10 protein-coding genes are annotated in these 11,521 nt (G+C 68.5%); 1 reads left to right on the top strand and 9 read right to left on the bottom strand.

Features of this window, described 5'->3' with window-relative positions:
* Positions 1-77 precede the first annotated feature (77 nt).
* The 7 genes from ACFQ0E_RS13630 to putP form a co-directional block, all read right to left on the bottom strand.
* A complete protein-coding gene (locus ACFQ0E_RS13630) occupies positions 78-263 on the bottom strand; it encodes a DUF2065 domain-containing protein (RefSeq protein ID WP_386824665.1) in 186 nt (61 codons plus the stop codon).
* Positions 264-282: 19 nt separating this feature from the next.
* The gene (gene hflC, locus ACFQ0E_RS13625; protein ID WP_386824777.1) at positions 283-1,146 is read right to left on the bottom strand and encodes a protease modulator HflC; all 864 of its coding nucleotides are present in this window, start codon (positions 1,144-1,146) and stop codon (positions 283-285) included.
* Positions 1,146-2,279 (bottom strand): FtsH protease activity modulator HflK, encoded by a 1,134-nt coding sequence (gene hflK, locus ACFQ0E_RS13620; protein ID WP_386824663.1) that lies wholly within the window; start codon positions 2,277-2,279, stop codon positions 1,146-1,148. Before hflK ends, hflC begins: the two co-directional genes overlap by 1 nt.
* Positions 2,280-2,363: 84 nt before the next feature.
* The gene (gene hflX, locus ACFQ0E_RS13615) at positions 2,364-3,704 is read right to left on the bottom strand and encodes a ribosome rescue GTPase HflX (RefSeq protein ID WP_386824661.1); all 1,341 of its coding nucleotides are present in this window, start codon (positions 3,702-3,704) and stop codon (positions 2,364-2,366) included.
* A 126-nt stretch (positions 3,705-3,830) separates the two neighbouring features.
* Positions 3,831-4,127 carry an RNA chaperone Hfq gene (gene hfq, locus ACFQ0E_RS13610; RefSeq protein ID WP_386824659.1) on the bottom strand — a complete coding sequence of 99 codons (297 nt, stop codon included), beginning with the start codon at positions 4,125-4,127 and terminating at the stop codon, positions 3,831-3,833.
* Positions 4,128-4,307: 180 nt separating this feature from the next.
* Positions 4,308-5,270 carry a tRNA (adenosine(37)-N6)-dimethylallyltransferase MiaA gene (miaA, locus tag ACFQ0E_RS13605; RefSeq protein WP_386824657.1) on the bottom strand — a complete coding sequence of 321 codons (963 nt, stop codon included), beginning with the start codon at positions 5,268-5,270 and terminating at the stop codon, positions 4,308-4,310.
* Positions 5,271-5,487: 217 nt separating this feature from the next.
* Positions 5,488-6,996 (bottom strand): sodium/proline symporter PutP, encoded by a 1,509-nt coding sequence (gene putP, locus ACFQ0E_RS13600; RefSeq protein WP_386824655.1) that lies wholly within the window; start codon positions 6,994-6,996, stop codon positions 5,488-5,490.
* A 133-nt stretch (positions 6,997-7,129) separates the two neighbouring features.
* Between putP and ACFQ0E_RS13595 the strand changes: the two genes are divergently transcribed.
* A complete protein-coding gene (locus ACFQ0E_RS13595; RefSeq protein ID WP_386824653.1) occupies positions 7,130-8,224 on the top strand; it encodes an alkane 1-monooxygenase in 1,095 nt (364 codons plus the stop codon).
* A gap of 300 nt (positions 8,225-8,524) precedes the next feature.
* Here the strand turns inward: ACFQ0E_RS13595 and folP are convergent, their stop codons facing one another.
* Positions 8,525-9,424: a dihydropteroate synthase gene (gene folP / locus ACFQ0E_RS13590; protein ID WP_386824651.1), complete on the bottom strand. Its 900-nt coding sequence runs from the start codon at positions 9,422-9,424 to the stop codon at positions 8,525-8,527.
* 132 nt (positions 9,425-9,556) lie between these two features.
* On the bottom strand, positions 9,557-11,503 hold the full coding sequence (ftsH, locus tag ACFQ0E_RS13585; RefSeq protein ID WP_386824649.1) for an ATP-dependent zinc metalloprotease FtsH: 1,947 nt from the start codon (positions 11,501-11,503) through the stop codon (positions 9,557-9,559).
* Between the last annotated feature and the right edge of the window lie 18 nt (positions 11,504-11,521).

Below are 11,521 nucleotides of genomic sequence, written 5' to 3'. Positions count from 1 at the left end.
GGGTCCCGGGGGCCACCCTTTCGTCATGATTTTTTGCATCGCAACATGACCGCCCGTCGATCCGGAGCGCTATCCGCTCAATGACGGACAAGATAAAGGGCCACCAGGCCGGCGCCCATGACCAGGGCCCCGATCACCCGCAGCCGGCGCACCGGGGTAGACAGCAGCTGCTCGGCGGTTCGGCGCCAGGCGCCCGGGAAGGCGAACAGCACCAGGCCTTCGAGCACGGCGACCAGCGCCAGGGCGGCCCAGAGGTCGGTCATGGAGCGTGCAGCGATCGGATCAGCGATCGCTGCGCATGTACTGCAGGAACGGGTCGTCCTTGTCGAGCACGATCACGGCGTCGCCATCCTTGAAGGACTCGCGGTAGGCCTCGAGGCTGCGCTGGAAGGCGAAGAAGCTGGGGTCGGCATTGGCAGCGAGGCCGTAGATACGGGCGGATTCGGCATCGCCTTCACCGCGCAGCTTCTGCGCGTCGCGCTCGGCTTCCGCCACGATCACGTTCTGGTCGCGATCGGCCAGGGCGCGGATGGTGTTGGCCTGCTCCTCGCCTTCGGCGCGCAGCTTGCTTGCGACCTGGCGGCGCTGGGCGCGCATGCGGTTGTAGACGTCCTCGATGACCTTGCTGTCCGTGGGCAGGTCGATCTGCTTGATGCGCAGGTCGACGATGCGCACGCCCAGCGTCTCGGCGCCCTTGTTGATGATGTCCAACTGGCTGCCGGCGATCTTGCCGCGCTCGCCGGACACCACCTGCGACAGGGTGCGGGCGTTGATCTCGTTGCGCACCGCGTCCTTGATGATCGGGTCGAGACGGTCGATCGCCGCGCGCTCGTCGCCTGCGGTGGCGCGGAAGAAAGCCCGCGCGTCGCGGATCTGCCAGATCACGAAGAAGTCGACCGACACGTCCTTGCGCTCGGAGGTCAGGTAGCGCTCGGAGTCGGCGGGCAGCACCTGCGGACGGGCGTCGAAGACGCGCGCGGTCTCGACCAGCGGCCACTTGAAGTGCAGGCCGGGGCCGATGTCGCTGCGCACGACCTTGCCGAGGTTCAGGACGATGGCGGTGTGGCCTTCGCGGACCACGTAGACCGAACCCAGCAGGCCGAACAGCACCACCAGGACAACGGGAATCCAGAGGGACGGTCTCATCATCGGCTGCCTCCATCGCGGCCCTGGCTGCGGGGCCGGCGTAACGTCTGCGTTGTGTCGTCGGGGGTCGAGGTCACGGTGGGCGCGATCAGTTCGGGCGGCGGCGTCTGCATCTGCGCCGCGCCGGTGCCGCCACGTGCCGGAGGCACCGGCATGTACAGCAGCTGGCGGCTGTCGCCGCCGACGATCTTGCGGTTCTGGCTCAGCACCGACTGCACGGTTTCCAGCCACAGGCGCTTGCGGGTGACCTCGGGCGCACCGCGATACTGCTGGACCAGCTGGGTGAAGCGCGTCGCGTCACCGGTGGCGCGGGCGATCTCGGCGGTCTTGTAGCCTTCGGCGACGGTTCGGATGCGGGCGGCCTGGCCGCGCGCCTCGGGCACGATCTTGGCGGCGTAGGCACGCGCTTCGCTGATCAGGCGGTCCTTGTCCTGCTGGGCCGAGTTGACGTCGTCGAACGCGGGCTTCACCGCTTCCGGCGGACGCGCGTTCGGCAGGTTCAGCTCGGTCAGGACCAGGCCGGTGCGGTAGGCCTTTAGCGACTTGTCGACGCTCTGCCGCGCGGCCACGGACAGGGCATCGCGGGCGCCGAGCACGGTATCCAGCGTGGAGCGGCCGACCTGCTCGCGCACCGAGCTGACCACCGCCTGCTTGAGCACTTCCTCGCTGTCGCGGGTGCCGAACAGGTAGAGCTTGGGATCGCTGATGCGGTACTGCACGTTGATCTCGACCTGCACGATGTTCTCGTCGCTGGTCAGGACCGGCACGTTCTCGCTGTGCGTCTTGATCTGCGTCGCGTTGACCTTGACCACCGATTCGATCGGCCAGGGCAGCTTGAAGTTCGGGCCCGGGGCCATGACGCGATGGAACGCGCCGAAGCGCAGGACCACGCCACGCTCCTGTTCGGCGACCAGCACGAAGCTGTTGAGCAGCAGGACCACGACCAGCACGACCGGCACCCAGCGCAGCGGACTGCCGGCACCGCCGCCACCGCCGAAACCGCGCAGGCGCTCGATCAGTTCGTCGAAGGCACCGCCCCCGCCGCCGCGCCCGTTCTGGCGTGGCTTCCACGGGTTGCGGTTGCCGCCGCCGGAATTGGACTCGTTGTTGTTGCCGGGAGTATTCCAGGCCATGCCTGCTCCATCTGGGAATGCGCCCCGCAGGAATGCGGGCGAGGGAATGAGTTTACAAGGTGCGATCCGTGGCGAGTGCCGCGATCACCATTCGGGGTTGTCATCGTCGGGCGGAAGCAGGCCGTCGAGCGCGTGCCCATCGGGGCCGGCCGCCAGTTTCTCGACATCGGGACGGGCCATGTCCAGATCGAGCGTCCAGCCGCCGTCGTCTTCATGCACTTCGCTGCGCACGGCGTCGAGCGCGTACAGGCGCGCCCGCAGGCGACCGGCGCGGGCCGGCAGGCGCACGGTGCCGAGCACGCGCTGCAGGCCCAGGCGGGCCACCAGCACGTCGCGCAGCAGGTCGAGGCCGACGCCGTCGCGCGCCGAGACCCAGACGCGTTCGCGGGCGGTCTCCTCCAGGCCCAGGGACTCGGCGTCCTCGGCCAGGGCGCGGTCGTGGCGGGGTTCGGCGCCTTCGATGCGATCGATCTTGTTGTAGACCAGCAGCTGCGGCAGGTCGCCTGCACCGACTTCGGCCAGGACCTCATCGACCTGGGCGATGCGATCCGCGCGGTGCGGATCGGCGGCATCGATGACATGCAGCAGCAGGTCGGCCTCGCGCGCTTCCGACAGCGTGGAGCGGAACGCTGCGACCAGGTCGTGCGGCAGGTCGCGGACGAAGCCGACGGTGTCGGCCAGCACCATGCCGCCACCGGGCAGCGTCACGCGCCGCACGGTGGGATCGAGCGTGGCGAACAGCTGGTCGGCGGCGTAGGCCTCGGCGCCGGTCAAGGCGTTGAACAGGGTGGACTTGCCGGCATTGGTGTAGCCGACCAGGGCGACGCGCGGCAGTTCGCTGCGTACCCGGGCACGGCGCATCTGGGTGTGCTGGACCTCGACCTTCTCCAGCCGGCGCTGCAGCTGTTCGACCCGCTTCTGCAGCAGGCGGCGGTCGGTTTCGAGCTGGGTTTCGCCGGGGCCGCGCAGGCCGATGGCGCCGCCGCGCTGGCGTTCGAGGTGGGTCCAGCCGCGCACCAGGCGCGTGGCCATGTGCCGCAACTGTGCGAGTTCGACCTGCAGCTTGCCTTCGTGGCTGCGCGCGCGCTGGGCGAAGATGTCGAGGATCAGGCCGGTGCGGTCGACCACGCGGCGACCGAGCGCCTTTTCGAGGTTGCGCTCCTGTACCGGACTGAGGGTGTGGTTGACCAGGATGAGATCGGCGCCGATCGCATCGGCGGCCGCCTTGCACTCTTCCAGCTTGCCGCTGCCGATGAGGATGGCGGCATTGGGGCGGTCGATGCGGGCATGCAGCATGGCCGCGACGGTGGCGCCGGCGGAACGCGCGAGGTCGGCAAATTCTTCCAGCACATCCGGTTCCGGCGGACCGCCGGCATGGGGCTGGATCAGCAGGGCGGTCTCGCCCTTGCGGGAACGTTCGAACAAAACGGAGCTACCGTGGGGGTCGGAACGACAGTATGAGGCCTGCGGCGGGCGCGCGGCGTCGCGAACCTCTCTCCCGGCCCGCCGGCCGCAGGGGCGGCCAGCGGGTTGGACGGCTCGGGTCCGGGATCAGCCGTTGCTGGTGGCGAGCATGCCGGCCGGGGCCGACTCGTCGTCCTGTTCACTGGCGGAATGGACATAGCCGCCGCCCGGGCCGACGCGGACGTTGCGCGCGGGCACGACGGTGGAGATGGCGTGCTTGTAGACCATCTGGCTCACGGTGTTGCGGAGCAGGACGACGAACTGGTCGAAGGATTCGATCGTGCCCTGCAGCTTGATGCCGTTGACCAGGTAGATCGAGACCGGAACGCGTTCGCGGCGGAGGGCGTTGAGGAAAGGGTCTTGCAAGGATTGCCCTTTGGACATGGTGTTCCCCACTTTGGGTCTTGTTATTGGAAAGGTCATGGTTGCAGGAAGGGTTCAGCAGATTGCCGCGCCGACCTGTCGCGTCGGGGGACGCGGCATTTTCCCCGGTCGGGCAGGCGATGGTTACACAACCCGACCGGGACAGGAAGACGGCCGAAGTGTCCCTTTCGGACAGTCCGATCAGACACTTGCCATGAAAGCGTGGACGGCATCACGGAGTGCATCGGACTGCCGCTGCGGGTCGAAGAGGCGCAGGTCCAGCTCGCCGCGCAGCCAGGTGAGCTGGCGCTTGGCGAGCTGGCGGGTGGCGAAGATGGCGCGGTCGCGTAACTCGGCGGCGGAGGTGATCCCGTCGAGATGCTCCCAGGCCTGGCGATAGCCGACGGCGCGGATCGCGGGGAGGTCCAGCGGCGCCGGATGATCGCGCAGCGCCGGCAAGGCGCGCAGGGCGCGCATCTCGTCGAGGAAGCCTGCGTCGAGCATGGCGTCGAAACGACGTTCGATGCGTTCGTGGAGCACGGCGCGGTCCTGCGGGGCGACCGCAAGCTTCAGCACCCGGCACGGGAACCGCTCGGCGGCCGGCCGCGCCTCGCGCTGCCAGTCGGTCATCGTCCGCCCGCTCAGTCGGTAGACCTCCAGCGCCCGCTGGATCCGCTGCGGATCGGTCGCGTGGATGCGCGCGGCGGCGACCGGGTCGATCCGGCCCAGCTCGGCATGCAGGGCGGCCCAGCCGCGCTCGGCGGCCTCGGCCTCCAGCTGCGCGCGCACGGCCGGATCGGCCTCGGGCATCGGCGACAGCCCCTGCAGCAGGGCGCGGAAATACAGGCCGGTGCCCCCGGCGAGGATCGGCAGGGCGCCGCGCGCGACGATGCCCTCGACCGCCACCCGGGCATGGCGGGCGAAGTCCGCCGCCGAATAGGTCTGCCACGGGTCGCGGACGTCGATCAGGTGGTGCGGCACCCTCGCCTGCTCCTCTGCGTTGGGCTTGGCCGCACCGATGTCCAGGCCGCGATAGACCAGCGCGGAATCCACGCTGACGATCTCGCCGCCGAAACGCGCCGCCCACTCCAGCGCGAGCGCGGTCTTGCCCGACGCGGTCGGGCCCATCAGGGCGATGGCGAGCGGGCGGGTGTCGGCGGGCATGGAGGAAGAATGGCAGAGCGCAGGAAAACGATCGTCATCCTCGCGCAAGCGAGGACCCATGACGATGGACTCGGAGATTGAAGGTCAAAGGCAAATCCCCCGTCGCCCGCTTCGCGGCCGCCCGCCCCCTTTGAAAAAGGGGGCCGACAGCGCGGAGCGATGGCGGGGGGATTTGCTGTTCGCACAGCCCATCACCATGGCATGCGGGCCCGGCAGATCAATACCCATGCACCTTCAGCGTCTCCTGCACGCCCTTGTGGCGGAACTGCACGGCATCCGAGGGTGCGCGGCCAAGCTTGCTGACGAGGACGATCGCGACGCAGGCGGCGAGGAAGCCCGGGACCATTTCATACAGTTCGCTGATCCCGCCTGCGACGACGAACTCCTTCCAGACGATCACCGTGGCCGCGCCGACCAGCATGCCGGCGAGCGCGCCGTTGCGGGTCATGCGCGCCCAGAACAGCGAGAACAGCACCACCGGGCCGAAGGCGGCGCCGAATCCGGCCCAGGCGTAGGACACCAGGCCGAGCACCTTGCTGTCGGGATCGCGGGCGATCCAGATCGCCAGCAGCGCGACCGCCAGCACCATCGCGCGGCCGAACCACACCAGTTCGCGCTGGCTGGCGCCGGGGCGCACGAAACCCTTGTAGAAATCCTCGGTCAGCGCGCTCGAACACACCAGCAGCTGGCACGACAGCGTGCTCATGATCGCGGCGAGGATCGCCGAGAGCAGCACGCCCGCGACCCATGGGTTGAACAGCACGGTCGACAGCTGGATGAAGACCCGCTCGGCGTTGTCGGCCACCGGGCCCACCTGGTCCGGATGCTGCGCGAAGTAGGCGTTGGCGAAGAAGCCCACGGCCATCGCGCCGAACAGGCACAGGACCATCCAGCCCATGCCGATGCGTCGCGCCTTGGGAATGGTCGTCAGCGAATCGGCGGCCATGAAGCGCGCCAGCACGTGCGGCTGGCCGAAATACCCGAGTCCCCAGGCCAGCAGCGAGACGATGCCCACCCAGCCCAATGCGCCACCCTTGAACCAGTCGAGCTTCGACGGGTCGGTCTGCTCGATCAGGGCGAGGCTGGCATCGAAGCCGCCGCTGCCCATCACCACCATCACCGGGGTGAGCACCAGCGCGAAGATCATCAGCGAGGCCTGCACGGTGTCGGTCCAGCTCACCGCGAGGAAACCGCCAATCAGGGTGTAGAGGATGGTGGCGGCGGCGCCCCACCACAGCGCCTCGGCGTAGGGCACGCCGAACACGCTCTCGAACAGGCGCGCGCCGGCGACGATGCCGCTGGCGCAGTACACGGCGAAGAACACCAGGATCACCACCGCCGAAAACACCCGCAGCACCTTGCTGCGGTCCTCGAAGCGATGGGTGAAGTAGTCCGGCAGGGTCAGCGCGTTGTTGGTGCGCTCGGTGTAGACGCGCAGCGGGCCGGCGACGAACTTCCAGTTGCACCAGGCGCCGACGATCAGGCCCAGCGCGATCCACGCCTCGGACACGCCGCTGAGATACAGCGCGCCCGGCAGGCCCATCAGCAGCCAGCCGCTCATGTCCGAGGCACCTGCGGACAGCGCGGTGACCACGCTGCCCAGCGAACGGCCACCGAGGATGTAGTCGTCGAAGCTGCGGGTCGAGCGCCAGGCCCACACGCCGATCAGGATCATGGCGATCAGGTAGATGCCGAAGGTGATGAGCAGCGGCTGGCCAGCGGTCATCGTCGAGTCCATGGTCGTTGCCCGCACAGGGCGAAGCGCGAAGCATACCCCGAGGCCGCAGGCCGGCGAGGCAGGCCGGGGGATGGGCCAGGCGTGGTGGTCGTCGACGGCGATCACTTGCGCCGACCATGCCTTGGCGTACGCTGGCGGCATGCCGCTGTGGAAACGCCTCGGGTTCCTGCTCGTCTTCATGGTGCCGGCGCTGATGCCGGCCGCCGCATGGCTCGGCGCGCGCAGCGGCCATCCGGACCTGATGGCCTGGTTCCCGCTGTTCTTCCTGTTCGTGCTGCTGCCGCTGGCCGACTACGCGCTGGGTCACGATCCGCGCAATCCCACCGACACTGAAGCGTCCCTACTGGAGGCCGCTGCGGACTTCCGGTGGATGACCCTCGCCGCCCTGCCCGCCCAGCTCGCGGTGCTGGCCTGGTCGAGCTGGCATGTGGTGAACGCCGACCTGGGACCAGCGGGCGTCGCCGGCTGGGTGCTGTCGCAGGGCATCGTCGGTGGCGTGCTGGCGATCAACGTCGCCCACGAACTGATCCACAAGGACACGCGGATCGAACGCGCCTTTGGCGGCCTGCTCCTCACCACCGTGGGCTACGCCGGCTTCAAGATCGAGCATATCCGCGGCCACCACGTCCACGTCTCGACGCCCGAGGACGCCTCCAGCGCGCGCTTCGGCCAGTCGCTCTGGCATTTCCTGCCGCGCGCCCTGCTGCGCAACACCGCCAACGCCTGGCGGCTCGAAGCCCAGCGCCTTGCCCGGCTGGGACGCAGCGCCTGGCATCCGGACAACGAACTGCTGCGCTGGACCGCACTGTGGCTGGCGATGGCGATGGCGGCTGGCCTGTGGCTGGGCCCGTTCGGCACGGTCTTCTTCATCGCCCAGGGCTTCTTCGCCGCGTGCTCGCTGGAAATCATCAACTACATCGAACACTACGGCCTGGAGCGGGCAAAGCGCCCCGATGGCCGCTACGAGCGCACCACGCACCTGCACTCGTGGAACTCGGACTACCTGCTGAGCAACCTGCTGCTGTTCCACCTGCAGCGGCATTCCGACCATCACGAGACGCCGCGCCGGCGCTACCAGACGCTGCGCCACCATCCGGACAGCCCGCAGCTGCCCGGCGGCTACGCGGCGATGTTCGTGCTGGCGCTGTGCCCGCCATTGTGGTTCCGGATCATCGATCCGCGCGTCAGAAGGTTCCACGCGCAGCGCGCGCAGTGATCCGGATGGAATGTCTCGCGGCGTGATCCACAGCGGCTGTGGACAACGCGTGCGCAAGTCTGTGGATGAACCGCTGCAGGCCAACGTTCACGGGCCCCGCAGACTGTTCGATCAAATTTTCGCCACTGGATCGCCCCGAAACCACTGGCGATTATTTCACCAGACCAGCTGCAGCCCCCGCCACCATTGGGCTGCGCAGGGTTGTCCACAGGAAGACGCCACACCTTGTCCACAGCGGTTGTGCACAACTGCAGCACCGACCGGATCCGTGGAACATCACCGCCGCCGATCGCGTCGAGATCAGACGTCGTCCGGCCAGCGGATGCCCGGCGATGCGGCCTTGGGCCGGGGCGCAGGCACCTTCGCGACCGCATCCCAGACCTTGATCGCGTCGACCGTGGCGGCGACATCGTGCACGCGCAGGATCGTCGCGCCGCGCTGCGCGGCGATCAGGTGCGCGGCGACCGAGCCATGCACCCGCGCCTGAGCATCCTCGCGCCCGGTCAGCTCGCCGATGCTGCGCTTGCGCGACAGCCCGGCCAGCACCGGTACGCCGAGGTCGACGAAACGCTCCAGCCCCGCCAGCAGCGCAAGGTTGTGCGCGGTGGTCTTGCCGAAGCCGAAGCCCGGGTCCACGACGATCTTCTTCTTCGCGATGCCGGCCATCTCGGCCGAGAAGATCCGCTCGGCGAGGAATCGATGCACCTCGGCGACCACGTCGTCGTACTCCGGCGCCTGCTGCATCGAGCGCGGCTCGCCCTGCATGTGCATCAGCACCACCGGCACGCCCAGTGCCGCCGCCGCGTCGAGCGCGCCGTCGCGACGCAGCCCGTACACATCGTTGATCATGCCCGCGCCCGCCGCGACCGCAGCGCGCATCACCTCGGGCTTGGAGGTATCGATGCTGATCGGCAGCGCGGTCTCCTTCGCCAGACGCTCGATCACCGGGATCACCCGGGCCAGTTCCTCGTCGATCGACACCTCGGCCGCACCGGGCCGTGTCGACTCGCCGCCGATGTCGAGGATGTCGGCGCCCTCCTCGGCCAGACGCAGCGCATGCGCCACGGCCGCCTCGAGGCTCGCGTGTTCGCCGCCATCGGAAAAGGAATCCGGCGTGACGTTGACGATGCCCATCACGCGCGGGCGGTCCAGCACCAGCACGCGGCCGGCGCAGTCAAGCTGGGGGGAGATGTCGAACATGGGCGGAATTCGCGATTCGGGTCCGCGCAGAGCTTAGCGTCTTTGCTCGCGTCCGCATCGTCCAGGCCACAAACAGGAACGGCGCCGTTGCCGGCGCCGTCTGCAGGGCTGTTTCGGGCGATCGCCGCGCGCTCAGGTCTGCGCCGCAGGCCCGCCGATCAGCGGGGCCGGCGTGGAGTTGCCGTCCTTGCCCTGCGAACCGCCCGACTTGCCCCAGCCCGCCGGCGGCGGCGGATCGCGGCCTTCCATGATCGCGTCGATCTGCGGCGCGTCGATGGTTTCGTACTGCATGAGCAGCTTGGCCATCGTGTGCAGCTTGTCGATGTTGTCGGTCAGCAGCTGCGTCGTGCGGCCATAGGCCTTGTCGAGGATGCCGCGCACGACTTCGTCGATCTTGCGCGCGGTGTCGTCGGACACGTTCTTGGTCTGCGACACGCTGCGGCCCAGGAACACCTCGCCCTCGTCTTCGGCGTAGGCGATCGGGCCCAGTTCGTCGGACAGGCCCCACTTGGTGACCATGTTGCGGGCCATCTTGGTCGCGCGCTCGATGTCGTTGGACGCACCGGTGGTGACCTTGTCGGCGCCGAAGATCAGTTCCTCGGCGACGCGGCCGCCGTAGAGCGAGCACAGCATCGACTCGATGTGGGTGCGGTTGTAGCTGTAGCGGTCGCCTTCGGGCAAGTACATGGTCACGCCCAGCGCACGGCCGCGCGGGATGATGGTGACCTTGTAGACCGGGTCGTGGTCCGGCACCAGTCGACCGACGATGGCGTGACCGGCCTCGTGGTAGGCGGTGTTGAGCTTCTCGTCCTCGCTCATGGCCATCGAGCGGCGCTCGGCGCCCATCAGGATCTTGTCGCGGGCGCGGTCGAAGTGGTCCATGCGGACTTCCTTCGCGTTCTCGCGCGCCGCGAACAGCGCAGCCTCGTTGACGAGGTTGGCCAGGTCAGCACCGGAAAAACCCGGGGTGCCGCGCGCGACCACCATCGGCTCGACATCGTCGGCCAGCGGCACCTTGCGCATGTGCACCTTGAGGATCTGCTCGCGGCCCTTCACGTCGGGCAGGCCCACGACGACCTGGCGGTCGAAGCGGCCCGGGCGCAGCAGCGCGGGGTCGAGCACGTCGGGACGGTTGGTCGCGGCGATCACGATCACGCCCTCGCCGCCCTCGAAGCCGTCCATTTCGACTAGCAGTTGGTTGAGGGTCTGCTCGCGCTCGTCGTGGCCACCGCCGAGACCGGCGCCGCGATGGCGGCCGACCGCGTCGATTTCGTCGATGAAGATGATGCAGGGCGCGTGCTTCTTGGCCTGCTCGAACATGTCGCGCACGCGGCTGGCGCCGACGCCGACGAACATTTCGACGAAGTCGGAACCGGAGATGCTGAAGAACGGTACGCGCGCTTCGCCGGCGATGGCCTTGGCGAGCAGCGTCTTGCCGGTGCCCGGCGGGCCGACCATCAGCACGCCGCGCGGGATCTTGCCGCCGAGCTTCTGGAACTTGCCCGGATCGCGCAGGAATTCGACCAGTTCGGCGACTTCCTCCTTGGCCTCGTCGCAGCCGGCGACATCGGCGAAGGTGGCCTTGGTCTGGTCTTCGTTGAGCAGCTTGGCGCGCGAGCGGCCGAAGGACATCGCGCCCTTGCCGCCGCCCTGCTGCATCTGGCGCATGAAGTACAGCCACACACCGATCAGCAGCGCGATCGGCAGCAGGTTGAGCAGCAGGCTGAGGAAGATGTTGCGCCCGGACGAGGGCGGCACCTGGGTGACCTTGACGTTGTGGTTGATCAGGTCGCCGACCAGTTCGCTGTCGCCGGGGTTGTAGGTGACGAAGCGGGTGTTGTCCTTGGCCACGCCCTCGATGGTGACGCGGTCTTCGAGGATCTTGACCTCGCGGACCTTGTCGTCGTCGACCATCTGGACGAATTCGTCGTAGGCCAGCGAACTTGCGCCGCCCATGCCGAGGCCCGGGGGCGAAAAGCTGTTGAAGACCGCCATCAGCACGATGGCGACGATCACCCACAGGATCAGATTCTTGGCCAAGGTCTTGTTCCTTCCACTCTCGGCCCCGCGAAGGGCCATGTCAGATCACACAACGGA

This window comes from Lysobacter brunescens, from assembly GCF_042677005.1.
Classification (GTDB): Bacteria; Pseudomonadota; Gammaproteobacteria; order Xanthomonadales; family Xanthomonadaceae; genus Lysobacter_I; species Lysobacter_I brunescens.
Note: the sequence above shows the minus strand (reverse complement) of the source record. Positions and strands in the feature narration are given on the sequence as shown.

Excerpts from the sequence above, each read along its gene's own strand:
- miaA (WP_386824657.1), bottom strand. The coding sequence starts at position 5,270 with ATGCCCGCCGACACCCGCCCGCTCGCCATCGCCCTGATGGGCCCGACC.
- hfq (WP_386824659.1), bottom strand. The coding sequence starts at position 4,127 with ATGTCCAAAGGGCAATCCTTGCAAGACCCTTTCCTCAACGCCCTCCGC.
- folP (WP_386824651.1), bottom strand. The coding sequence starts at position 9,424 with ATGTTCGACATCTCCCCCCAGCTTGACTGCGCCGGCCGCGTGCTGGTG.
- hflK (WP_386824663.1), bottom strand. The coding sequence starts at position 2,279 with ATGGCCTGGAATACTCCCGGCAACAACAACGAGTCCAATTCCGGCGGC.
- ACFQ0E_RS13630 (WP_386824665.1), bottom strand. The coding sequence starts at position 263 with ATGACCGACCTCTGGGCCGCCCTGGCGCTGGTCGCCGTGCTCGAAGGC.
- putP (WP_386824655.1), bottom strand. The coding sequence starts at position 6,996 with ATGACCGCTGGCCAGCCGCTGCTCATCACCTTCGGCATCTACCTGATC.
- hflC (WP_386824777.1), bottom strand. The coding sequence starts at position 1,146 with ATGAGACCGTCCCTCTGGATTCCCGTTGTCCTGGTGGTGCTGTTCGGC.
- ftsH (WP_386824649.1), bottom strand. The coding sequence starts at position 11,503 with ATGGCCCTTCGCGGGGCCGAGAGTGGAAGGAACAAGACCTTGGCCAAG.